The 23,609-nt window shown below is 71.9% G+C and carries 17 protein-coding genes; 3 read left to right on the top strand and 14 right to left on the bottom strand.

Annotated elements, in window-relative coordinates; all coding sequences use genetic code 11:
* Window positions 1-49: 49 nt before the first annotated feature.
* Window positions 50-1,513 (top strand): SDR family oxidoreductase, encoded by a 1,464-nt coding sequence (locus O3438_RS27795; RefSeq protein WP_269682573.1) that lies wholly within the window; start codon window positions 50-52, stop codon window positions 1,511-1,513.
* 12 nt (window positions 1,514-1,525) lie between these two features.
* On the opposite strand, the gene O3438_RS27790 is transcribed toward O3438_RS27795, so the two are convergent.
* The 4 genes from O3438_RS27790 to prmC all read right to left on the bottom strand — a co-directional run bounded on the left by O3438_RS27790 (window position 1,526) and on the right by prmC (window position 5,953).
* Complete coding sequence (locus O3438_RS27790) at window positions 1,526-3,640, bottom strand: transglycosylase domain-containing protein (protein WP_269682572.1); 2,115 nt, start codon at window positions 3,638-3,640, stop codon at window positions 1,526-1,528.
* A 106-nt stretch (window positions 3,641-3,746) separates the two neighbouring features.
* Window positions 3,747-4,358, bottom strand: coding sequence for an arsenate reductase/protein-tyrosine-phosphatase family protein (locus tag O3438_RS27785; RefSeq protein ID WP_269682571.1), 612 nt, complete (start codon window positions 4,356-4,358; stop codon window positions 3,747-3,749).
* Window positions 4,359-5,006 (bottom strand): L-threonylcarbamoyladenylate synthase, encoded by a 648-nt coding sequence (locus tag O3438_RS27780; RefSeq protein WP_088987874.1) that lies wholly within the window; start codon window positions 5,004-5,006, stop codon window positions 4,359-4,361.
* A complete protein-coding gene (gene prmC, locus O3438_RS27775; protein ID WP_269682570.1) occupies window positions 5,006-5,953 on the bottom strand; it encodes a peptide chain release factor N(5)-glutamine methyltransferase in 948 nt (315 codons plus the stop codon). Before prmC ends, O3438_RS27780 begins: the two co-directional genes overlap by 1 nt.
* A gap of 72 nt (window positions 5,954-6,025) precedes the next feature.
* On the opposite strand from prmC, the gene O3438_RS27770 reads away from it, so the two are divergent.
* Window positions 6,026-7,573, top strand: a complete 1,548-nt coding sequence (locus O3438_RS27770; RefSeq protein ID WP_269682569.1) for a GGDEF domain-containing protein — start codon at window positions 6,026-6,028, stop codon at window positions 7,571-7,573.
* A gap of 61 nt (window positions 7,574-7,634) precedes the next feature.
* Here O3438_RS27770 and prfA read toward each other — a convergent pair whose 3' ends face one another.
* A complete protein-coding gene (prfA, locus tag O3438_RS27765) occupies window positions 7,635-8,723 on the bottom strand; it encodes a peptide chain release factor 1 (RefSeq protein ID WP_145779200.1) in 1,089 nt (362 codons plus the stop codon).
* A 124-nt stretch (window positions 8,724-8,847) separates the two neighbouring features.
* A complete protein-coding gene (gene rpmE, locus O3438_RS27760; protein ID WP_088987870.1) occupies window positions 8,848-9,072 on the bottom strand; it encodes a 50S ribosomal protein L31 in 225 nt (74 codons plus the stop codon).
* 275 nt (window positions 9,073-9,347) lie between these two features.
* On the opposite strand from rpmE, the gene O3438_RS27755 reads away from it, so the two are divergent.
* Entirely contained in the window at window positions 9,348-10,244 is an 897-nt protein-coding gene (locus O3438_RS27755) for a phosphatase domain-containing protein (RefSeq protein WP_269682568.1), read from the top strand.
* A 353-nt stretch (window positions 10,245-10,597) separates the two neighbouring features.
* Here the strand turns inward: O3438_RS27755 and rho are convergent, their stop codons facing one another.
* The 8 genes from rho to lysA form a co-directional block, all read right to left on the bottom strand.
* Window positions 10,598-12,721 (bottom strand): transcription termination factor Rho, encoded by a 2,124-nt coding sequence (rho, locus tag O3438_RS27750; RefSeq protein WP_269682567.1) that lies wholly within the window; start codon window positions 12,719-12,721, stop codon window positions 10,598-10,600.
* 295 nt (window positions 12,722-13,016) lie between these two features.
* Complete coding sequence (thrB, locus tag O3438_RS27745; protein ID WP_269682566.1) at window positions 13,017-13,961, bottom strand: homoserine kinase; 945 nt, start codon at window positions 13,959-13,961, stop codon at window positions 13,017-13,019.
* Between the two features lie 125 nt (window positions 13,962-14,086).
* Window positions 14,087-15,331: an MFS transporter gene (locus O3438_RS27740; protein WP_269682565.1), complete on the bottom strand. Its 1,245-nt coding sequence runs from the start codon at window positions 15,329-15,331 to the stop codon at window positions 14,087-14,089.
* A gap of 11 nt (window positions 15,332-15,342) precedes the next feature.
* Entirely contained in the window at window positions 15,343-16,179 is an 837-nt protein-coding gene (locus O3438_RS27735) for a polysaccharide deacetylase family protein (RefSeq protein ID WP_269682564.1), read from the bottom strand.
* Between the two features lie 140 nt (window positions 16,180-16,319).
* Window positions 16,320-19,598: an efflux RND transporter permease subunit gene (locus O3438_RS27730; protein WP_269682563.1), complete on the bottom strand. Its 3,279-nt coding sequence runs from the start codon at window positions 19,596-19,598 to the stop codon at window positions 16,320-16,322.
* Window positions 19,599-19,713: 115 nt separating this feature from the next.
* Complete coding sequence (gene thrC, locus O3438_RS27725) at window positions 19,714-20,763, bottom strand: threonine synthase (protein ID WP_269682562.1); 1,050 nt, start codon at window positions 20,761-20,763, stop codon at window positions 19,714-19,716.
* Window positions 20,764-20,901: 138 nt separating this feature from the next.
* The gene (locus O3438_RS27720) at window positions 20,902-22,212 is read right to left on the bottom strand and encodes a homoserine dehydrogenase (protein WP_269683773.1); all 1,311 of its coding nucleotides are present in this window, start codon (window positions 22,210-22,212) and stop codon (window positions 20,902-20,904) included.
* 8 nt (window positions 22,213-22,220) lie between these two features.
* Window positions 22,221-23,606, bottom strand: coding sequence for a diaminopimelate decarboxylase (gene lysA, locus O3438_RS27715; protein ID WP_088987861.1), 1,386 nt, complete (start codon window positions 23,604-23,606; stop codon window positions 22,221-22,223).
* Window positions 23,607-23,609 lie beyond the last annotated feature (3 nt).

Below are 23,609 nucleotides of genomic sequence, written 5' to 3'. Positions count from 1 at the left end.
CCGGCCAGTTCTTGTGCAGCGGGCCCTGGGGGGCCGCAGACTGGGACCCGTGAGATGCCTCGTCACCGGAGCCACCGGATACATCGGCGGGCGGCTGACGCCCCTGCTGCTCGCCAACGGGCACACCGTCCGCTGCCTCGCCCGCAAGGCGGTGCGGCTGCGGGACGTGCCCTGGTCCGGCGCGGCCGAGATCGTCGAGGGCGACCTCAGCAGACCGGAGACGCTTCCGGCCGCGTTCGCCGACGTGGACGTCGCCTACTTCCTGGTCCATTCGCTGGGTCGGCCCGACTTCGAGCAGGTCGACCGGACGGCGGCCACCAACTTCGCGACGGCGGCCCGCGCTGCCGGCGTACGCCGGATCGTGTACCTGGGCGGGCCGGAGCCGGCCGCCGACGAGGAGGTCCCCTCCCCGCACCTGCGCTCCCGCGCCGAAGTGGGCCGGATCCTGCTGTCCAGCGGGGTGCCCACGGCGGTGCTGCGCGCCGCGGTGATCATCGGGTCCGGTTCGGCGTCGTTCGAGATGCTGCGCTACCTGACCGAGCGGCTGCCCGCGATGATCACCCCGCGCTGGGTCCGCAACCGGATCCAACCGATCGCGGTGCGCGACGTGCTGCACTACCTGGCCGGCTGCGTCGAGCTGCCGTCGGAGGTCAACCGGGGCTTCGACGTCGGCGGGCCGGACGTGCTGACCTTCCTCGACATGATGCAGCGCTACGCCCGGGTGGCCGGGCTGCGCCGACGGATCATCCTGCCGGTCCGCCCGCTCACCCCGTCGCTCTCCTCGCACTGGGTCGGCCTGATCACCCCGGTGCCGAACGCGATCGCCCGTCCCCTGGTGGAGAGCCTGATCCACGAGGCGGTCGCCCACGAACACGACATCGCCAGGTACGTTCCCGACCCACCCGGCGGGCTGACCGGCTTCGACGAGGCGGTGGCGCTGGCCCTGGCCAAGGTGCGCGACGCCCAGGTGGAGACCCGCTGGTCGACGGCGAGCGGCCCGGACGCCCCCGCGGAGCCGCTGCCCAGCGACCCGGAATGGTCCGGTGGCACCTCGTACACCGACGTCCGGGAGCGGGCGGTGGACGCGTCGCCGGCGGCGCTCTGGCGGGTCGTCGAAGGTGTCGGCGGCGAACACGGCTGGTACTCGTTTCCGCTCGCCTGGTCCATCCGGGGCTGGCTGGACCGCCTGGTCGGCGGGGTCGGGCTGCGTCGGGGCCGACGCGACCCGCACCGCCTACAGGTCGGCGAGGCGTTGGACTTCTGGCGGGTCGAGGAGATCGTCCCAGGCGAGCTGCTGCGACTGCGCGCCGAGATGCGGCTGCCCGGCCGGGCCTGGCTGGAGATGCGGGTGCTGCCGGCCGACGACGGCCGCAGCCGGTACCAGCAACGTGCCGTCTTCCTGCCCCGGGGCCTGGCCGGACACGCCTACTGGGGGTCGGTGGCCCCGTTCCACGCTGTGGTCTTCGGCGGAATGGCCCGCAACATAGCCCGCAACGCCGAACAATCCCCCTGACCCGACCCCGGCTCAGTTGCCGGTGCGGGGGCCGGTGAGTTGGAGGGCGGTTCGTTCGCTGGGCGGGACGAAGTCGCGTACCGGCTGGTCGCGCAGGCCGACGACGAGCACCTTGCCGACCGCGTCCACCATCCGGGCCTGCACCGCCTGACCGACCGCGTCCCGGGGGTCGTCCGGGTTCGCCGCCATCGACGCGACCGCCAACTGCGGCGTGAACGCCACCACCGTCTCCGTCTCGTACCGCTCCGAGCTTCCGGTCTTACCCGCCACCGGACGGCCGACCTGCGCGCGCAGTCCGGGCGCTGTCGCGCCGTCGCATCGCCCGTACATCGACTGGTCCCCGACCGGGCAGCGCGAGGCGTCGGTGGCCGCCCTGGCCACGTCGGCGTCGAGCACCTGCCGGCAGTCCGGCTTGGCGGCGTCGACCGGGCGACCGCCCGAGTCGCTGATCGAGACCACCGGCAGCGGGGCGCACCAGGTCCCCTCGGCCGCCACCGTGGCGTACGCGGTGGCCAGGTCCAGCGGGGTGGTGGCGGCCACGCCCAGGGTGAACGGACCCCAGTTCTTCGCGCCGTGCCGGGCCAGGTTGGCATCGGAGTCGGCCCGCAGCACGATGCCGAGCCGCTCGGCCATCTCCACCACCCGGTCGGCGCCGACCTTCTCGGTGAGCCAGGCGAAGTACGTGTTCACCGAGCGGCCGAACGCGCTCCACATGGTGCGGGGGCCGTCCATCGACGACGGACTCGCGTTCGACGGACACCAGCGGCCGTCGCAGCTCGCCTGCCCGGTGACCGGGAACCGGGTCAGCAGTTGGGTGGGCGCCACGAACTCGGTCGACAGCGGCAGGCCGGACTCCAACGCGGCCAGCATGGTGAAGAGCTTGAACGTCGAGCCGCCCTGGTATCCCTCGATCGCCCCACCACCGGCGACCAGTTGGTTGACGGTGTTCGGGCGGTTCTTCTGCCCGACCGGGTTGTCCTGCACGCTGTAGGCGCGGTTCACCGACATGGCCAGCACCCGTCCGGTGCCCGGCTGCACCACGGCGGTCGGCACGGCCTCCGCATCCGTCGGTCGGTAGATCTTCAGCACCTGCTCGGTGGTGGTCTGCTGCACCACCGGGTCCAGCGACGACACGATGGAGAACCCGCCCCGGCGCAGCGTGCGCTGGCGCTCGTCGGCACTCGCCCCGAATGCGGCCTGGCTGCTCCACCAGCGGGTGAACCAGTCGCAGAAGAAGCCCCAGTCGTTGTGCGTCTCGGGCACCCCCGTGCAGTCGTTCGGGGTCTCGCTGGGTTGCAGCTGCAACGGCTCGGCCCGCGCCGCCGCCGCCACGTCCACCGGCACCTGTCCCGACTCCACCAGCCGCTCCAACACGTACGCCCGCCGCTCCAACGCGCTGTCGGCGTCGCCGTTGATCGGATCGTCGCTGTCCGGCGACCGGACCAGGCCGGCCAGCAGCGCCGCCTGGGCCAGGGTCAGGTCCGCCGGAGACCGGGAGAAGTAGCGCTTGCTGGCCGCCGCGATGCCGTACGCCCCGGCGCCGAAGTACGCGATGTTGAGGTAGCGGGTGAGGATCTCCTCCTTGTCGAGTTCCCGTTCCAGCGCGAGCGCGTACCGCATCTCCTGGAGTTTGCGCACGGTGGTGACCTCGGTGGCGGCCACCCGCTGCGCCTCGGTCAGCCGCGGATCACTGCTGAGCACGTTGCGGACGTACTGCATGGTGAGCGTGCTCGCGCCCTGCCGGGTCTGGCCGTCGCGCTTGTTGACGGTGAACGCGCGCACCACGCCCCGCAGGTCGACGCCGCTGTGCTGGTAGAACCGGACGTCCTCGGCGGCGATGATCGCCTGCTGCATCACCGGGGCCACCTCGTGCAACGGCACGTCCACCCGGTCCTCCTGGTAGAAGGAGGTGATCAGGGTGGTCCCGTCGTTGGCGTAGAGGTTGGAGCGCTGCGCCGTCGGCGGCGTGCGGAGCGTGTTCGGCAGCTCCGAGTACGGCGTGGACAGGTTGCTGAAGCCGATCCCGAAGACCAGGGCCGCCGGCAGGGCGGCTGCGGCCAGTACCAACCCGGCCAGCACTCCGGCGATCACCACGGTCAGCAGTTTGTCGAGATGGGCCCGGATCATCAGCTCTCCCCGCAGGAGCCGGTCACGCTAGGACCCGTTCAGAATGACCCGGAATGCCCCTTTAGCCCCTGGTTTTCCCCAAACCCGGAGGAAACTCGCACCGCGCTCAGGGCAGCAGCGCGCCGGCCAGCGGGTGCACCGTCTCCTCGATCTCGTCGGCGACCCGGCTGAAGCACTGGTCGCCGCGACCCCACGGGTCGTCCAGATCGTCGGTGGGCAGCGCCGACGCCCCCAACCGGGCGTCGTGAGCCGCAGCCACCAACGCCACACCCCGGGCGTACACCGCCTCCGGGGTCGACTCGGCAGACGGCAGTGCGGTGACGTCCACGGCGGCCAACAGCCGGCCGAACTCACCCAGCACGAACGTACGGGCCGCCGCGTCCGGACGCAGCGCCACCACGTACTCCTGCTGGTCGGCGGTCGCGGTCAGGACCAGGTCGGCGGCATCGATGTGGTCCGAGCGCAACTTGCGGGCCGCGAACCCCTCGACGTCACCACCACGGCCGGTCACCTGTCGTGCCGCCGGCGGGTTCATCTCCTCGCCCGCGTGCCAACCACCAGTCCCCGCGCTGTGGCTATGCACCATCTCCTCGGCCTGGGCCGGGTCCTCCGCACGCCGCGTCAGACGCTCCCGCACCGCCAGAGCGAGCAACCGCTCCGCCATCGGCGAGCGGCAGATGTTGCCCATGCAGACGTGCAGAACCGTGAACGGGGGCACTCAGACCCCCCGACCGTCGACGAGATCCGGCACGACGTCCCGCAGCTTCTCCAACGGGATCGCCCCCGCCCGCAGCAACTGCGGCACCTCACCGGTCAGGTCCACGATCGTGCTGGGCACCGGGTCCGGGCAGGGCCCCGCCTCCAGGTAGGCCCGCACCGAGTAGCTGAGCTGGTCACGCGCCTCCTCGGCGGTCACCGCGGCGGGCTGCCCGGTCTTGTTGGCCGACGACACCGCCATCGGACCGGTCTCGCGCAGCACCTCCAGCGCCACCGGGTGCAGCGGCATCCGCACCGCCACAGTGCCCGTCTTGTCGCCCAGGTCCCACTGCAGGCTCGGCGAGTGCTCGATCACGATCGTCAGAGCACCCGGCCAGAACGCCTCGACGAGATCACGAGCGGCAGTGGGCAGCGAGAAGACCAACCCGTCCAGGGTGTGCCGCGAGCCGATCAACACCGGCGGCGGCATCTGCCGACCCCGGCCCTTGGCATCGAGCAGCGCCTTGACCGCATACGGGGTGAACGCGTCCGCGCCGATCCCGTACACGGTGTCGGTCGGGAGGACGACCAGCTCGCCGTTCTTGACCGCCTCGATCGCCGCAGCGATGCCGCGGTCCCGGTCGGCGGGCGACCGGCAGTCGTAGAGCATCACGAGGAGTCAGTCTGCCACGCCGCCCCGATCGGGGCGTCCTGGCCGTCCGCCCGTCGGGACGCGGTGGCGAAGCGGGGGCGCCCGGCGAGGTCCCGGTGCTCCGTGACGTCACTGAAACCGCCGTCCTCGGCGAGCAGCCCGGGCACCGCCGAACCGTGCGTGTCGTCGTGTTCGACACCGAACGCGCCACCGGGGCGCAGCAGCGTCGCCGCCCGCGTGACGACCGGCCGGATCACCGCCAGACCGTCCGCGCCACCGAAAACCGCCTCCGCCGGGTCGTGTCCGGCCACCTCCGGCGGAACCACCACGGCGTCCGGCACGTACGGCGGGTTGCAGAGCAGCACGTCCACCCGGCCCACCAGGTCCGCCAACAGATCCGGAGCGGTCACGTCGGCCTCGACCACCTCGATCGGCCGGTCCCCCGCCCCCGCCCGCTCCGCCGCGTTGCGCCGCAACCAGGCCAACGCCCCCGGGGACCGCTCCACAGCGATCACCCGCGCCTGCGGCAGCTCCTGGGCCACCGCCAGCGCGATCGCTCCCGAGCCGCTGCACAGGTCGACCACCACCGGGTCGGGCCGCCCTCGCGCCTGCTCGACGCCCCATCCGGCGAGCAGCTCGGTCTCTGGCCGGGGCACGAAGACACCCGGACCGACCGACAGTTCGAGATGCCGGAAGCCCGCCCGGCCGGTCAGATGCTGCAACGGCTCCCGCCCGGCCCGACGGCGCGTCAACTCGTCCAGCCGCGCCACCTGGTCGACATCGAGATCGTCGGCGAGCGCCAGCCGACCCCGGGGCACCCCGAGCACGTACGCGGCCAGCAACTCCGCCTCCGCCCGCGCCGAGCCGATCCCGGCGGCGGCGAGCACCCGGGCCGCCCGGGCCACCGCGGCGGACGGCCGGATGGGACCTGTCCCTTCGGGGGGGTGTTGCGGCAAAGTACTCACGACATAATCATGAAGCGTCGCGGGCGACGTGACGAACGGGTGCGCCAAGGGCGCACGGCAGGAGGTTGGCGGGTGGGCTGGCTCGACCGGGTCGATGACCAGGTTGATGCGCTCACGCGCGCCCGGGCATTGCAGGAGGCCAGCCGTTCCGCGGAGGCGTACGTCCTCCTGGAGCGTGTGATCCGCACCACCTCCGACCCGGCGGCCCGAGCGGACGCCATGGTGCAGCGCCTCTCCGCGCTGATCAATCTCGGTCGGACCGCGGAGTTCACCCGCGCGATCGAGGAGGCGTCCTCGGCGGTCCGCGACCTCGCCGAGCCGTACCTGCACGGGCATCTCAACGCGCTGGCCGCTCTCGCCGCCCACCACCAGGGCGCCCTCGACCGCTGCGTCATGCACCTCGTCAGGGCCGCCCGCGCCCTCGGCGCCGTGGAGGACCCGGACCGGGACACCGCGTGGGGCTGGCACGACCTGGCGATGGCCTACAGCTACCTCAGCTTCCACGGGTACGCCCTGGGCGCCATCGAGCGGGCCCGGCAGCTCGGGGTGACCGCTGGAATCCCGGAGGAGACGTTCGCCGCGCCGGGCATCCGGTTGCGCAACGCGGTGGCACTGGACCACAACGGCGACAGCGACGGCTGCCTGCGGGTGCTCCGGGACGTGGCGTCCGACCTGGCCCGATTCGTCCGCACCGGGCGGGCCGGACAGCTCCGCCCCAGCAGCCTCGCCGCGTACGGCTACGCGGCGGCCCGGCAGGCGGCGCTCGGCGACCACGTGGAGACCAGCGGGGACGCCCAGCCGGCCCGGTTGATCAGCCACGGTGGGGACAGCGCCCGCGCGCGCGACATGCGCCAACTCGGCCAGGTGTGCCTCGCGGTGGCCGACGGGCGGCCGATCGAGGCCGTCACCCGGTTGGACACCGTCCAGGTGTCCAACGAGACGCTCGGGGCAGCCGAGCCGGCCCGGCTGCGCAGCATCGCGCTGACCCGTGCCGGCGACCACCTGGCGGCGCACCGGGCCGACCGCCTGGCGTTCCGGCTCGCCGCCCAGCGCAACGACCGGCTGCGGGACGTCTACATCGACGGCATCGCCGCTCGGATCGACCACGAGGAGATGCGCCGCGAGGCGGCCCGCTTCGAGGGCGAGGCACTGACCGACCCGCTGACCGGGCTGCCCAACCGACGTCGGCTGGAGCGGTACATCACCGCCGTGGTCACCCGGGGCGAGCGGGTGGTCATCGGCGTCTGCGACCTGGACGGCTTCAAGGCGGTCAACACCCGGCACGGGCACCACTCCGGCGATCTGGTGCTCCAACGCATCGCCGGCGTCATCAACAGGGTGATGCGCCGGGGCGACTTCGTCGCCCGCTACGGCGGTGACGAGTTCGTGGTCGTGCTGCCGGACACCAACATGGCCGAGGCCGCCGAGGTGGCCCGCCGGATCGAGGCCGCGGTCCGCCTGGAGGACTGGGAGTCGCTGGTGCCGGGGACGCCGGTCGGGGTGAGCATCGGCTTCGCGGAGGTCTCCGGCGGCAGCGGGTTACGCGACGCGCTCAGCGTCGCCTTCGAGCTGGCCGACCGGGAGATGCTCCGCGCCAAGTCCCGCCCCCGCGCGAGCTGATCACCCGCGCGGTCCGCGGGTCAGCTCGGTCGCGGTCAGCGGCGGGTCAGCTCGGCCGCGGTCAGCGGCGGGTCAGCTCGGTGTCGCCGGCGAGCCGGGCGGCGCGGTCGGCCTCGGTGAGGGCGTCCAGCACCCCGTCCAGTTCGCCGGCGAGCGCCAGGTCCAGGTTGTACGCCGTGTAGCCGATCCGGTGGTCGGTGATCCGGTTCTGCGGGAAGTTGTAGGTGCGGATCCGCTCCGAGCGGTCCACCGTCCGCACCTGCGCCTTGCGGGCGTCCGAGGCGGCGGCGTCGGCCTGCTCCTGGGCGTTGGCGAGCAGTCGGGCCCGCAGGATCCGCATCGCCTGCTCCCGGTTCTGCAACTGGGACTTCTCGTTCTGGCAGGAGACGACGATGCCGGTCGGCAGGTGGGTGATCCGCACCGCCGAGTCGGTGGTGTTGACCGACTGGCCGCCCGGTCCGGACGAACGGAACACGTCTATGCGCAGGTCGTTCTGGTCGATAGTGACGTCGACGTCCTCGGCCTCGGGCAGCACCAGCACCCCGGCGGCACTGGTGTGGATGCGGCCCTGCGACTCGGTCACCGGGACGCGCTGCACCCGGTGCACGCCGCCCTCCCACTTGAGTCGCGACCACACGCCGTTGCCGCCGTCCGGCACACCCTTGGTCTTGATCGCCAGGGAGACGTCCTTGACCCCGCCGAGGTCCGAGTCCTGTGCGTCGATCACCTCGGTGACCCAGCCGTGCCGCTCGGCGTACCGGGTGTACATCCGGAGCAGGTCACCGGCGAACAGCGCCGACTCCTCACCGCCCTCGCCCGCCTTGATCTCGACGATGACGTCCTTGGCGTCGTGCGGGTCGCGGGGAATGAGCAGCTCGGCGAGGCGTTCCTCCAGCACCGGCAGGGACGCGGCGATGGACTCCGCCTCACCCGCGAAGGAGGCGTCCTCGGCGGCCAGCTCGCGAGCCGCCACGAGGTCGGCGCGAGCCTGTTCCAGCTCAGCGGCAGCCTTGTGCAGCGGCACCAACTCGGCGTACCGGCGGCCGACCCTGCGGGCGGTGGCCTGGTCGGCGTGGATGGCCGGATCGGCCAGCCGCTTCTCCAGCTCCGCGTACTCGTCGAGGAGGCCGGCCAGACGCTCGCTGCTCATGCTGCGGATGCTCCTTCGAAGGCGCGCGGCGGGCCGGACTGGCCGGCGGCCGGGCGGAAACTGGGTGAAACACGGACGGCGCCCGTGTCCGGCGGAAAACCGGACACGGGCGCCGAACGAGGAGCTACTTGGCCTTCTTGGCCTGAACCTTGGCGTACTTCTGCTGGAACTTCGCGACCCGGCCGGCGGTGTCGAGAACGCGCTGCTTACCGGTGTAGAACGGGTGGCAGGCGCTGCAGGTCTCGACGTGGATCGCCCCGCCCTTGGCGGTGCTACGGGTCGTGAACGTGTTGCCACAGGAGCAGCTGACCTCGGTGGTCGTGTACTCCGGGTGGATGTTTGCCTTCATCTCGCCTCGGTCCTCTCGTTGGTGGTCGCCGGGTCGCCGTCATCGCTCGTCGCGCCGTACGCGACGGGCTCGGGCGTGAACCGGAACCGGTGGCCGATTGACCAGTGTGCCATGGGCCTGAGCCGACCCGGTAATCGGGCCGCACACCTCGTCCGGCATCGTCAACACGTGCCTCCCCATCCGCATTCCCGCCGCCCGACGGGGCATTCGCCCAGCCGGCGGACCGCCGCTGGGTACCCCTACCGGGGTACGCCCGCCGAGCCGGAGGTGCGCCGATGACCCGCCTGATCGCCACCCGAGGACTGCCCGCATCGGGCAAGACGACGTTCGCCCGTACCCTCCAGCCGTCAGTTCTCCGGGTCAACCGCGACGACCTGCGCCGGATGCTGCACGGGGAGCGGCTCTTCACCCAGTGGGCCGAGGCCCAGGTGACAGTCGTACAGCGGGCTCAGGTCGAGGCGCTGCTGCGGGCCCGGGCGGACGTCTGCGTGGACGACACCAACCTGCGCGCGCGGACGCTGCGGGGCTGGGCCGATCTGGCCGCCCGCTACGGCGCGGACTTCGAGGTGCACGACTTCACCGACGTGCCGCTGGCCGAGTGCCTGCGGCGGGACGCCGCTCGGCCGGCAGCCGACCAGGTCGGCGCGGAGGCGATTCGCCGGCTGCACGAGCGCTACCTGGAGGGGCGGACGCTGCCGTTGCCGGTGCCACAGGCCCGCACCGGACGCCCCGCAGTGGTCCATCCGCCGTCGACCGAACCAGCGGAGATCGTCCTGGTGGACATCGACGGCACCGTCGCGCTGGCCGTGTCCCGCAGCCCGTACGACATGACCCGGGTCGGCGAGGACGAGCCGAACACGGCGGTGATCGCTGCGGTCCGGGCGATGCACGCCGCCGGCTACGGGGTGGTTTTCTGTTCGGGGAGGGACGACTCCGCCCGTGCGGCCACCGAGGCGTGGCTGGCCCGGCACGTCCGAGTCCCCCACCTCGGCCTGCACATGCGGGCAGTCGGTGACACCCGTAAGGACTCGATCGTCAAGCGGGAGATCTACGACCGGGAGATCCGGGACCGCTACCGGGTGGCCGGCGTCTTCGACGATCGCGTCCAGGTGGTCCAGATGTGGCGGGCCCTCGGCCTCACCGTATTCCAGGTCGCCGACGGCGACTTCTGAGACGGCACGGACTCGCCGCGGCCGCCCCCGCCGAGGTCGAGGCCGCCGAGGCCGACGAGGCCGCCGAGGCCGACGAGGCCGACGAGGCCGACGAGGCCGACGAGGCCGACGAGGCCGACGAGGCCGACGAGGCCGACGAGGCCGACCCACCCCGCCACCCGCCTTTGCTCTGCTTATGCGGACGCACCACCCTCACGGTCCACACTGGTGCCTCCGCATAAGCAGAGCAAAGGATGCGCGGGAGGCCTGGTGGGGTCAGGCTCCTCGACGGCCGATCGACACGCGGACGGCACATGACGAAAGGGCACGGCCATGACGGCCGTGCCCTTTCGTCGTCGGTCACGCGGGGATGACTACTCCCCCGGCGTCGACTTCGCGATCTGCATCAGGAACTCGATGTTGGTGCGGGACTGCTTGAGCCGGTCCAGCAGCAGGTCCATGGCGGCCTGCGAGTCCAGCGAGTGCAGCACCTTCCGAAGCTTGTGGATGATGGCCAGCTCTTCGGGTGCGAGCAGGACTTCTTCCTTACGCGTACCGGACGGGTTGATGTCGATGGCCGGGAAGGTCCGCTTGTCGGCGATCTTCCGGTCCAGCTTCAGCTCCGCGTTACCGGTGCCCTTGAACTCCTCGAAGATGACCGTGTCCGCCATGGACCCGGTCTCCACCAGTGCCGTGGCGATGATGGTCAACGACCCGCCGTTCTCGATGTTGCGGGCCGCACCGAGGAAGCGCTTCGGCGGGTAGAGCGCGGTGGAGTCGATACCACCCGACATGATCCGGCCACTGGCCGGAGCCGCCAGGTTGTACGACCGACCGAGCCGGGTCACCGAGTCGAGCAGCACGACCACGTCGTGCCCGAGCTCGACCAGGCGCTTGGCCCGCTCGATGGCCAACTCGGCCACCGTGGTGTGGTCCTGCGGCGGACGGTCGAACGTGGCCGCGATGACCTCGCCCTTGATCGACCGCTGCATGTCGGTGACCTCTTCGGGCCGCTCGTCAACCAGCACGACCATCAGGTGGCACTCCGGGTTGTTGCGGGTGATCGCGTTGGCGATCGCCTGCAGCACCATCGTCTTACCCGCCTTCGGCGGCGACTGGATGAGTGCCCGCTGGCCCTTGCCGATCGGCATGACCAGGTCGATGACCCGGGTGGTCAGGATGTGCGGCTCGGTCTCCAGGCGCAGGCGCTCCTGCGGGTAGAGCGGAGTGAGCTTGTAGAACTCCGGCCGGCGCCGGGCCTCATCCGGCTCCATCCCGTTGATCGTGTCCAGCCGCATCAGCGGGTTGTACTTGTCCCGCCGCTGGTCGCCGCTGTTGCCGCCCTCGCGGGCGGCCCGCACCGCACCGGTGATCGCGTCACCGCGACGCAGACCGTACTTCTTGATCTGGGACATCGAGACGTACACGTCGTTCGGGCCGGCCAGGTAACCGGTCGTCCGCACGAAGGCGTAGTTGTCGAGCACGTCGATGATGCCAGCCACCGGGACGAGCACGTCGTCCTCGTTGACCTGCGGCTCACGCCCACCGGTGTCAGCACCGGTCTCGGCGCGGTCGCCGCGTCCCCGGCGACGGTCCCGGAAGCGGCTGCGCCGGCCGCGCCGGCCACCGCCCTCGCCGTCGTCGTCGTCGCTGTCCCGCTCGGCACGCTGGCCGCGGTCGTTGCGGTCGCCCCGGTCCGAACGGTCGTTACGGTCCGAACGGTCGTTGCGGTCGCCCCGCTCGGCACGCTCACCACGGTCGTTGCGGTCGGCCCGCTCACCACGGTCGGCACGCTCGCCCCGCTCGTTACGCTCGGCCCGCTCACCACGGTCCGCGCGCTCACCACGGTCGGCACGCTCACCACGGTCGGCGCGCTCACCACGGTCGGCGCGCTCGCCCCGCTCGGCACGATCCGCACGCTCGGCACGATCCGCACGCTCGGCACGATCCGCACGCTCGGGACGCTCGCGGCGGGTCTCGCCGCGGTCGGTCCGCTCGGTGGCTTCCGCCTCGTCGGTACGCGACTCCGCCGCACGCGACTCGGCCGGACGCGACTCAGCCGCACGCGACTCAGCCGCACGCGACTCGGCCGCTGCGGACCGGGTCCGCCGGGTGCGACCACGGCCCTCGGTTTCGGCTGCCGGCTCGGCCGACGCCTGCTCGGCGCCACGCCCTTCGGCTGCCGGCCGGTCGGCGGACTCCCGCACCTCGGCACGGACACCCTCACGGGTGGGAGCGGCCGCGGCCGCGACCTCGGCCCGCGGTCGAGGGGTCCCGGCGGCGTTGCCGCCCTGCCGCTCGGAGATCGCGGCGATCAGCTCGCCCTTGCGCATGCGAGCCGTGCCGGAGATGCCGAGCGACGCGGCCAGGCTCTGCAGCTCTGGCAGCAGCATCGCCGACAGACCGGTGCCGCTACGCCGACGACGGGCGGGAGCGGCTGCGGTGGCATCGCCAGCGACGTTGGAAACATCCGACGTCACGTCGGTGGTGTCGCTCAATGGATTCCTTCCCTCGATAAGGCCGGGACTGCCCGGAGTCGGAACTCAGGTGGCCGGGCGGCCTCGGTGCACCCGCCTCGCAAGGACGCGTCGCGGGAGTCTGTGACACAGCAGCCGGTGGTATCCCGACTCACCAACGTCGGTGAGCAGGTCTCGCCGTCTGCGGCGACCTGTGGAAACTGCGGCGCGGCGTGGGCCTTGGCAGGGGTTGACGGGCTGACCGCCGAGAGCTTCGGGGGTGCGCCGCCCCGCAGGAGATCGCGTGCTTCGCGGCTGTGCTAGGTCTAGAGCGTAATCAACTCTTCCGACCTGCGGCAACAGGGTCCCGCTCGGCGTGTCCCAGTCTACCCCGAGCAACCCGAGCGCCGCTGACGTCTATCGGTAACTGCCAGATCTCCCAGTCTGTTCCCGGCTGAACGCTCGGCGGAGGCTCGCTGAGCGCCAGCACAGTCGGGCCGGCCCCACTGACCACAGCCGCCACGCCTGCCGCTCGCAACGCGCTGACCAGGGAAGACGTGGCAGGCATTCCAGCTGCGCGGTAATCCTGGTGGAGCCGGTCGACGGTGGCCGGCAGCAGCAGGGTCGGGTCGGTGGTGAGCGCGTGCACCAGCAACGCGGCCCGCCCGGCGGTCAACGCGGCGTCGCCGTGCGGGACGGAGACCGGCAGCGCGGCCCGCGCGGTGGCGGTCAATCCGCGTTCCGCCGGCACGAAGACGACCGGCCGCACCCCGTCGGCGACCGGCAGGGACACCGCCCGGGCGCCTGTCGACTCGGACCAGGCCACTGTGAAGCCCCCGAGCAGGCAGGGTGCGACGTTGTCGGGGTGGCCCTCGATCTCGGCTGCCAGCCGGAGGACGCCGGCCTCGTCCAGCCGGTGGTCCCCGTCGGTGACGAGCGCGCGGGCCAGCAACACCCCGGCGACGATCGCGGCGGACGAGGAGCCGAGCCCGCGCGCCTGGGGGATCCGGTTGACGCACTCCACGCTCAACCCCTCGGGCTGGACGCCGAGCGCGTCGAAGCCCGCGCGCATGGCCCGCACCACCAGGTGCCGGTCGTCGTCGGGCAGCTCACCGGCGCCCTGTCCGGTCACCGTCACCCGCACCCCACCCGACGTGACCTCGGCGGCCAGGTCGTCGTAGAGCCCGAGGGCGAGACCCAACGCGTCGAAGCCCGGGCCCAGGTTGGCGCTGGTCGCGGGGACACGGACACGGACCGGCCCGGCGGTGAAGTTCGTCGGCACGCGCTCATGCTAGGGCCCGGCACCGACGATCCGGTCGCGCGTCCGCAGCCTGGGAACCCGCCGCCGCTGCCGCACACCTCGTTCGGCGCCCGGCAGAGCAGCCCCGTAGCCGGGGCGTGCCGGGTTCAGCCGGCGGCGCCCGGAACCGGTTCGGTGGCCGGGTCGGTGAGCGAGAGTCGACGCGTGGCGATCCGCCAGCCGACGGCGTAGACGACGGTGATCAGCCCGCAGCCGGCGAGCACGACCCGCTCGTCGACCACGTCGACCACCATGGCCACCGCCAGTTGGCTCACCGAGATCGCCAGCGTCGCGAGCATCATGTCGGTGGCGAAGACGCGCCCACGCAGGTGGTCCGGGACCTCACCCTGGAGGGCGAAGTTGGAGATCACCCAGTTGCTGCCGCCCGCGAAGTGCGCCACGAAGACCAGCAGCAGCACCAACGGGAACCATCGGACCACGGACGCGCCCAGGTAGGACAGGCCGTAGAACGACATGGACAGCGCGAGCCCGGGCAGCAGCCAGGCTCGCTTGGTCAGCACCCGACGCATCAGGATCGGGCCCACCAAGGCCCCTGCTCCGCGTACGGCGAAGAGCAGACCGGCGCCGAGCGGGCCCACGCCGTACACGCCGGCCAGCAACGGGAACACGGTCAGGACGCCGTTGCCCAGGCCGACGGCCGACTTCACGGTGACCAGCGCGAGGACCCGAGGCCGGTGCCCGATGTAGCCGAGCGCCTCGCGGACCGCCGCCCAGGTCCGCTGGACCGGCCGGTTGGCGTCCCGGGGCGCCTGGAGGGGCCGGCGGATCCGGGTGGCGAGGCCCGCGGCCATTGCCAGGCCCACCGCCGCCACCCAGAAGCAGGCGTACGGGCCGGCGACAGTGCTGAGCACCCCGCCGAGTGAAGCGCCGACGACTGTCATGGTGCCCCAGGCGGACCCGGCCACGGCGTTACCGGCGGCCAACTCGTGCGGCTCCAGCACGTTGGGCAGCGCGGCCTGGGCGGCCGGCGAGTAGAACGCCTTGGCGACCGCCACCACACCGATCGCGACGAGCGCCAACCAGGCGGTGCCGGCGCCCCGGACGCCGAGCAGCAGCAGTACGCCCGCGAGCGCGGCCACATTCGCCGCGATCATGATCTTCCGCCGGTCGAAGCGGTCGGCGATCGTGCCGGTGTAGGGCAGCAGGAGCGCCACGATGCCGGTGTCCACCGCCAACACCAGTGCGCCCCAGACTCCGCTGCCGGTCAGGTGCGGCAGCAGGACCAGCAGCGGCACCATGACGAACCAGTCGGCGCCGAAGACCACCAACTCGGCGAGGAAGAGATTGCGGAAGCTCCGATTGCCGGTCAGAACCGAGAGGGTGGACGCCACGGAGCGGCACCCTACCCGGTCGGGGTGGGCGGCACGCCTGCTCCCAGCAGGGCAGAGACGGTGACGAAGGTGTAGCCACGCGCCCGCAGCCCGTTGATCATGTCGGCGAGGCCACGCAGCGCGACCAGCCGCCGCGATGCGCCGACATCGTGACCGAGCACGATCGTTCCCGGTCGGACATCGTCCACGATGCGTCGGGCGTGGCCGGCGGGATCGTGGGGGAACTCACGCTCCACCATCTGCAGCGTCCAGAGCACCAGCCGGTAGTCCAGCCGGGCGGCCGCGTGCAGCACCGCCCCGCCCAGGTGGCCGTACGGAGGGCGGAGCAGGCGGGGTGGCGTGCCTGTCACGTCGGCGATGGCGTCGTGGCTGCGGCGCAGATCGTCGTACGCCTCGGTGGTGTCCAGTGCGGCCAGGTCCCGGTGATCCCAGCTGTGGTTCCCCACCTCGTGCCCGGCGAGCCGGTCCCGGATGACGTCGGCATGCCGCCGGACCTGCGCCCCGACCAGGAAGAAGGTGGCCGGAACCCGGTGTTGGTCGAGGGTGTCGAGCACCATCGGCGTCCATTGTGGTGCGGGGCCGTCGTCGAAGGTGAGGGCCACCAGTCGCTCCTGGGTCGGCCCCGACCAGACCACCTCCAACCTGCCGGCGCCGACGTCCTGGTGCCGGTTGCCGGCGGTGGCGCTGGCGGGGCCGGCGGCAAGTGGTGCCCCCCGGTGGGTGCTCCACCACAGTTCGGAGGCCCCCGCGCCGACCGCCACACCGCCGGCGACCAGCACGCCGCGGCGCAGCAGGTCACGCCGCCCCCACCCGCGCGCACCCTCGGCCGTCTGCCCGTCCTGCGTCACCCGCACCCTCCACGTATTACTTGGAGTATGCAAGACGTGACAGGCCGTACAGGCACGGTCGGATCGGAGTGTCGTGGCCGGCGAAGCCGGAAACGCCCCCGGCAGATCCATGCCGGGGGCGTTCCGTGTTGCGGTCGGATTTACTCGGTCGGCTCCGACGGAGGCAGCGGCGAGGTACGACTACGGGGCAGCCGCAGCACCTCGAACTGGTCCGTGCCCTCCACCAAGGCACCCGACGGGGCGGGACGCGGGGCCGGCGGCGTACCCTCGGTCGCCGCCGGGGCGGGCGCGCCGCTGGGCACCGCGACCTGGTTCGGGGCGGCCGCCTCGTCGGCCTCCGCTCCGTCCACCACCGGCTCGCCGGACCGCCGCCGATCACGCCGGTTCCGCAGCGACTCCTTGGTGTGCTCCACCATCGTGTACAGCGTCGGCACCAGGAGCAACGTGAGCACCGTCGAGCTGAGCAGACCACCGATCACCACGACCGCCAGCGGCTGCGAGATGAAGCCGCCCTCGCCGGTCAACCCGAGCGCCATCGGCAGCAACGCGAAGATGGTTGCCACCGCGGTCATCAAGATGGGACGCAGCCGGCGTCGGCCGCCCTCGACCACCGCCTCCTGGACCCCCATGCCCTGCGCGCGGTACTGGTTGATCAAGTCGAGCAGGACGATCGCGTTCGTCACCACGATGCCGACCAGCATCAGCACACCGATGAGCGCCGGTACGCCGAGCGGCGTCCCGGTGATCAGCAGTAGGCCGATCGCGCCGGTCGACGCGAACGGGATGGAGATCAGCAGGATCAGTGACTGGGTGAGGCTACGGAACGTGGCCACCATGATCAGGAAGACGATCGCGATGGCGGCCAGCACCGCCAGGCCCAGGTCACCGAACGCGTCGGCCTGATCCGCGCTGACGCCACCGATGGTGAAGCTGGCACCCGGGACGTCGATGCCGTCCAGGCGCTTCTGCAACTCCTTGCTCGTCGCGCCCAGGTTCGACCCGGTCGCCGTGCCGGTCACCGACACGCTGCGCTCACCGTCGATCCGGGTGACCTGCTGCGGCCCCTCGCCCTGCGTGACGTCAGCGATGTCGTCCAGCTTGACCGGGCCCACCGGCAGTGCCCGCAGTTCCTCCACCGTCACCGGCGGCTTCGTGCCCAGCCGCAGCACCACGTTCTGCTGCTGGCCGTCGAGCGCGACCTGCCCGAGCGGCGCACCCCGGAACGCCTGCGACACCAACTGCCCGACAGCGGCCTCGGTGAGCCCGACCCGCCCGGCGGCGACCCGGTCGACGGTCACGTCGACCCTCGGCACCCGCTCGGCCAGGCTGGTGGAGACGTCCTCGACGTCCGGCACACCGGCCATCGCCGCCCGCGCCTCCTCGGCCGCCCGGGTCAGCACCTCCGGGTCGCTGGCCTGGACGATGACCTCGAGCTGACTGGTCGACGCCTCCTGCCCACCACCGAAGCTGATCTCGCCCACGCTCGTGCCGAGCTTGTCGAACTCCTTACGCAGCACCTCGCGCATCTGCTTGGCGTCGGTGTCACCGTTGAGCGCCAGCGACCAGTTCGCGACGTTGTTGCCACCGCCGCCCGCCCAGGGGTTGTCCCCGGCGCCAGCGGTCACCTGGTACGTCTCGACGCCCTTCGTGCGGGACAGCACCGACTCGACCTGCTTGGCCGCCTCGTCGGTGGCCGCCAGCCCACTGCCGGCCGGGAGCTCCTGGCTGATGTTCAGGGTGTCCTGGCCGGAGTCGTCCAGGAAGTTGGTCTCCAGCTTCTGCGCCAGACCGAAGGTGCCGAAGAGCACCAGCAGACCAAGCCCGACGGTGATCCAGCGGGTCGACCGCTTGCGGGTGGCGAAGCCGATCACCGGCAGGTACGCCCGCTGCAACGGGCTGCGCAGCTCCTTCTCCTCCGCGCCGCGCCGCACCGCCTCGTCGTCCGCGGTGCCGCCGCGCGGCTTGAGGAACCAGTACGCGAGCACCGGGATCACGGTCAGCGACACCAGCAGCGACGCGAGCAGGGCCACCGTCACGGTGATCGCGAACGGCGCGAAGAGCTGACCGACGAACCCGCCGACCAGCGCGATCGGCGCGAACACCGCCACCGTGGTGAGGGTGGACGCGGTCACCGCGCCGGCCACCTCGCGGACGCCGGTGATGATGGCGTGCCGCTTCTCCTCGCCGTACTCCAGATGGCGTTTGATGTTCTCCAACACCACGATCGAGTCGTCCACCACCCGGCCCACCGCGATGGTCAACGCGCCGAGGGTGAGCAGGTTGAGCGAGTAGTCACCGATCCACAGGACGATCAGCGCCACCAGCACGGAGAGCGGGATGGAGACGGCGGTGACCACCGTCGAGCGCACCGACAGCAGGAACACCAGGATGACGATGACCGCCATCACCAGGCCCAGCAGACCCTCGGTGGTCAGCGACTCGATCGACTTCTCGACGAACGGCGCCTGGTCGAAGACGACTGTCAAATCCGCGCCGGAGGCGTCCTTCAGGTCGGCGAGCCGGTCGCGGATCTCGTGCGAGATCTGCACGGCGTTGCCGTCCGGCGAGGCGGTGACCGCGATACCGAGGCTGTCCTTGCCGTTGGTACGGGTGATCGCGGTGGCCGGCGCGAGCTGCTGCTCGACAGTCGCCACGTCGCTGAGCCGCACGGGTGCCGCGCCCGGGGCGACGACGATGCCGCGCAGGTCCTCGATGGTGCCGATCGGCGAGCCGACCTGAACCGGGAGGGCCAACGCCCCGCTGGTCACCGCGCCGGCCGGAACCGCCACGCCGTTGGTCTTCAACGCCGCGCCGATCGCCGTCGGCTGGATCTTCGCGGCGGCCAGCTTCGCCGGGTCCGGGGTGACCACCACGACGTCGTCGCGGGTGCCGGTCACCTCGACGGTGCGTACCCCCTCGATGCCCTCCAGCTCGGGCACGACCGTCGCGCGCAGCTTCTCGGCGAGCGCCCGCCCGTCGGCAGTGCCGGCGGCGGCCAGCACCACCGCCGGGAGGTCGTCGGTGCTACCCGCGATGACCTGCGGGTCGACGCTCTCCGGCAGCTGGGCGTCGATCCGGCTCAACGCGGTCTGCATCTTGTTGACCACATCGTCCAGGTCGGTGCCGAACTCGTACGTCACCTGGACGGTGGCCGACCCCTCGCGGGACGTGGAGGTGATCTTGTCGAGCCCCGGGATGCCCTGGAGGGCGTTCTCGATCGGCTCGGTCACCTGCGACTCGACGATCTCGGGACCGGCACCGGGGTAGGCGGCCACGATGAACGCGGCCGGGAACTCGAGCGACGGCAGCAGTTGCTGCTTCAGCGACGGTACGGCGAACGCTCCGAACACCGTGGTCACCACCGCGATGAGGGCGATCAGCCCTCGGTTGGCGAGGCTGAATCTGGCGAGCAGCGACATCGGCCTGGTTCACTCCTGAACGAGAATGCGGGCGGGGATACGTGAAAGTGTGCCGGACTCGATCACCGGAACCCCCGCCGCCCCCGGGGGCGGCCCACCGTCGCCGGTGCCGTGCTCAGGCCAGGTCGAGAGCCCGGGCCGCCGCCATCGGGTCGTTCGCGATGGTCAACGGGGCCGGCGCCGTGGAGATCGCCCACTCCGGGTCCTTCAGGCCGTGGCCGGTCACGGTGCAGACGACAGTCGAACCGGGTGGCACCGCGCCCGCCGCGGCCTGCTGGAGCAGGCCGGCGACGCTCGCCGCGCTGCCCAGCTCGACGAAGACCCCGACCTCCCGGGCGAGCAGCCGGTACGCGGAGAGGATCTCCCGGTCGGTCACGGAAGCGATCAGCCCACCGGAGGTGTCCCGAGCGTCCAGCGCCTTGGTCCAGCTCGCCGGGTTGCCGATCCGGATCGCCGTGGCGATGGTCGACGGCTCCGGCACCACCTTGCCGGTGACGATCGGGGCCGCCCCGGCGGCCTGGAAGCCGTACATCTTCGGCGTGCGGGTGGTGGTGCCGGCGTCCCGCTCCTCGGAATAGCCCATCCAGTAGGCGGAGATGTTGCCGGCGTTACCGACCGGTAGGCAGTGGATGTCGGGTGCGTCGCCGAGCGCCTCGACGATCTCGAAGGCGGCGGTCTTCTGGCCGTGCAGTCGGTCGATGTTGACCGAGTTGACCAGGGCGACCGGGTGGTCCTGGGCCAGCTTCGCCGCGAGCGAGAGGCAGTCGTCGAAGTTGCCACTCACCTGGAGGAGCTTCGCGCCGTGCACCAGCGCCTGGGCGAGCTTGCCCAGTGCGATCTTGCCCTGCGGCACCAGCACCGCGCAGGTCAGCCCGGCCCGCGCCGCGTACGCCGCAGCGGAGGCGCTGGTGTTGCCGGTGGAGGCGCAGATGATCGCCTTGTTGCCGGCCTCGACCGCCTTGGACACCGCCACGGTCATGCCCCGGTCCTTGAACGAGCCGGTCGGGTTGGCGCCCTCCACCTTGAGGTGCACGTCGCAGCCGATCCGGGCGGACAGCACCGGCGCGGGCAACAGCGGGGTGTTCCCCTCGTGCAGCGTGACGACCGGCGTGGCCTCGGTGACCGGCAGCCGATCCCGGTACGCCTCGATCAGACCCCGCCACATGTCGCTCTCCTCGCCTCTGGCACCGTGCGCCGACCTCGTCGGGGCCACCTTGGACCACGTTGCCCGAGCTGTCGAGGGCAGACCCGGGCTTACCCACCTGGCGGGACGCGCGAGCAGCCCCGTCGATGGTCCAACGACTCAGGCGCCGCCCTCGACCCGCAGCACACTCGTCACCGACCGCACGATGTCCAGACCGCGCAGCTCACCCACCGTCGCGGCGAGCGCGGCGTCCGGTGCCACGTGGGTGACGATGACCAGCTCCGCGTCGCCGTCCCGGCCGGGAGCCCCACCCGCGGAGCCCTGCCGCACTGTCGCGATCGACACGTCGTGCCGGGCGAACACACCCGCCACCGCGGCCAGCACACCCGGACGGTCGGCCACGTCGAGGCTGACGTGGTAACGGGTCAACGCCTCGCCCATCGGCCGCACCGACAGGTCCGCGTACGCGCTCTCGCTGGCCGCGCGCACCCCGGCGAGCCGGTTGCGGGACACCGCGACCACGTCGCCGAGCACCGCGCTCGCGGTCGGCGCGCCCCCGGCCCCCCGGCCGTAGAACATCAACTGCCCGGCGGCGTCCGCCTCCACGAAGACCGCGTTGAACGCGTCACCCACGCTGGCCAGTGGGTGGCTGCGCGGGATCATCGCCGGGTGCACCCGGACGCTGACGGTCTCCCGGCCGCCTGCGTCGACACCCCGGGCCGCGATGCAGAGCAGCTTGATCGTGCAGCCCATCGCCTGGGCGCTGGCCATGTCCGCGGCGGTCACCTCGGTGATGCCCTCACGGTGCACGTCCGCCGCGCCGACCCGGGTGTGGAACGCCAGCGACGCGAGGATCGCCGCCTTCGCCGCCGCGTCGAAGCCCTCGACGTCGGCGGTCGGGTCGGCCTCCGCGTACCCCAGTGCGGTTGCCTCTTCCAGTGCCTCGGCGAAACCGGCGCCGGTGGCGTCCATCGCGGAGAGGATGAAGTTGGTGGTGCCGTTGACGATGCCGGTGACCCGGTTGATCCGGTCACCGTGCAGCGACTCGCGCAGCGGACGCAGCAGCGGGATGGCCCCGGCCACGGACGCCTCGTAGTAGAGGTCGCCGCCGCCCTCGGCCGCCGCCTCGTGCAGGGCGACGCCGTCCTCGGCGAGCAGCGCCTTGTTGGCGGTGACCACGCTCTTGCCCGCGCGCAGCGCCTCGACCAGCCAGCTTCGGGCCGGCTCGATGCCGCCGACCACCTCGACCACCACGTCCACGTCGTCGCGCTTGATCAGCCCGAGCGCGTCGGTGGTGAACAGGCTCTCGTCGACCGGCAGGTCACCCCGGTCGCGGCCGAGCCGCCGTACGGCGATGCCGGCGATCTTCAGCGGAGCGCCGACCCGGGCGGCCAGGTCGGCCGACTGCTCGTGCAGCAGGCGGACCACCTCCTGGCCGACAGTGCCGCAGCCGAGCAGCGCCAAGCGCACAGGTGACGTCATCCAACATCCAATGCGAGCAGGTCCTCTTCGGTTTCCCGCCGGACGATCAGGCGTGCCTGGCCGTCGCGTACCGCGATCACCGGTGGACGCGGCACATGGTTGTAGTTGCTGGCCATGCTGCGGCAGTACGCACCGGTGCCGGGAACCGCGACAAGATCTCCGGGCTGCACGTCGGCGGGCAGGAATTCATCCTTCACCACGATGTCCCCGGACTCACAGTGCTTTCCCACCACGCGGGCGAGCAACGGCTGGGCGGTCGAGGCCCGCGAGGCCAGCGTGGCCGAGTACGACGCGTCGTACAGGGCGGTACGGATGTTGTCGCTCATCCCGCCGTCGACGCTGACGTACGTCCTGATGCCGTCGAGGGTCTTGACCGTGCCGACCTCGTAGAGGGTGAACACGGCCGGCCCGACGATGGCCCGGCCCGGCTCGATCGACAGGTGGGGCACGGCCAGGTTCTCCGCCGCGCACTCCGAGTCGACGATCTTGCGCAGCCGCTTGGCCAGGTCCTGCGGGGTGGCCGGGTCGTCCTGCGTCGTGTACGCGATGCCGAAGCCGCCGCCCAGGTCCAACTCGGGAAGCTCCACCCCGCGCGCGTCGCGGATCTGCGCCTGAAGGGCGAGCACCCGGCGGGCGGAAACCTCGAAGCCGCTGGCGTCGAAGATCTGCGAACCGATGTGCGAGTGCAGGCCACGCAGCTCCAGCACACCCTCGTCGAGGATCTTGAAGGCGGCGTTCGCGGCGGCGCCGCCAGCGAGGGAGAAGCCGAACTTCTGGTCCTCGTGGGCGGTGGCGATGAACTCGTGGGTGTGCGCCTCGACGCCCACCGTCACCCGGACCAGCACCCGGGGCCGCACCCCGCGCTCGCGGGCCAACGCGGTGAGCCTGTCGATCTCGGTGAACGAGTCGACGATGATCCGGCCCACTCCGGCGTCCAACGCCCGGCCCAGCTCGGCGACCGACTTGTTGTTGCCGTGGAAGCCGATCCGCTCCGGCGGCATCCCGGCCGAGAGCGCGGTGGCCAGCTCACCACCGCTGCAGACGTCCAGGTGCAGGCCCTCCTCGGCGATCATCCGGACCACCGCCCGGCAGAGGAACGCCTTGCCGGCGTAGAAGACGTCCTCGGTCGGGAAGGCCGCCCGGAAGTCACGGCAACGCGACCGCAGGTCGTCCTCGTCGAGGACGTACACCGGGGTGCCGAACTCGGCCGCGATGTCGCGGACGCTCAGGCCCGCGACGGCGACCGCGCCGTCCGCGCCGCGCGTCACGCTGCGCGGCCACAGCGTGGGCAGCAGGGCGTTCACGTCCTCCGGGGTACGCAGCCACGCCGGCCCCCGGTTGCTGATGTCAGCGTGCAGCGCACCCGCCTCGTGAGCCCGCATCGT

It is taken from the genome of Micromonospora sp. WMMC250, from assembly GCF_027460215.1.
GTDB lineage: Bacteria > Actinomycetota > Actinomycetes > Mycobacteriales > Micromonosporaceae > Micromonospora > Micromonospora taraxaci.
Note: the sequence above shows the minus strand (reverse complement) of the source record. Positions and strands in the feature narration are given on the sequence as shown.

Excerpts from the sequence above, each read along its gene's own strand:
- O3438_RS27790 (WP_269682572.1), bottom strand. The coding sequence starts at position 3,640 with ATGATCCGGGCCCATCTCGACAAACTGCTGACCGTGGTGATCGCCGGA.
- O3438_RS27780 (WP_088987874.1), bottom strand. The coding sequence starts at position 5,006 with ATGCTCTACGACTGCCGGTCGCCCGCCGACCGGGACCGCGGCATCGCT.
- prfA (WP_145779200.1), bottom strand. The coding sequence starts at position 8,723 with ATGAGCAGCGAGCGTCTGGCCGGCCTCCTCGACGAGTACGCGGAGCTG.
- rpmE (WP_088987870.1), bottom strand. The coding sequence starts at position 9,072 with ATGAAGGCAAACATCCACCCGGAGTACACGACCACCGAGGTCAGCTGC.
- O3438_RS27755 (WP_269682568.1), top strand. The coding sequence starts at position 9,348 with ATGACCCGCCTGATCGCCACCCGAGGACTGCCCGCATCGGGCAAGACG.
- O3438_RS27730 (WP_269682563.1), bottom strand. The coding sequence starts at position 19,598 with ATGTCGCTGCTCGCCAGATTCAGCCTCGCCAACCGAGGGCTGATCGCC.
- thrC (WP_269682562.1), bottom strand. The coding sequence starts at position 20,763 with ATGTGGCGGGGTCTGATCGAGGCGTACCGGGATCGGCTGCCGGTCACC.
- lysA (WP_088987861.1), bottom strand. The coding sequence starts at position 23,606 with ATGCGGGCTCACGAGGCGGGTGCGCTGCACGCTGACATCAGCAACCGG.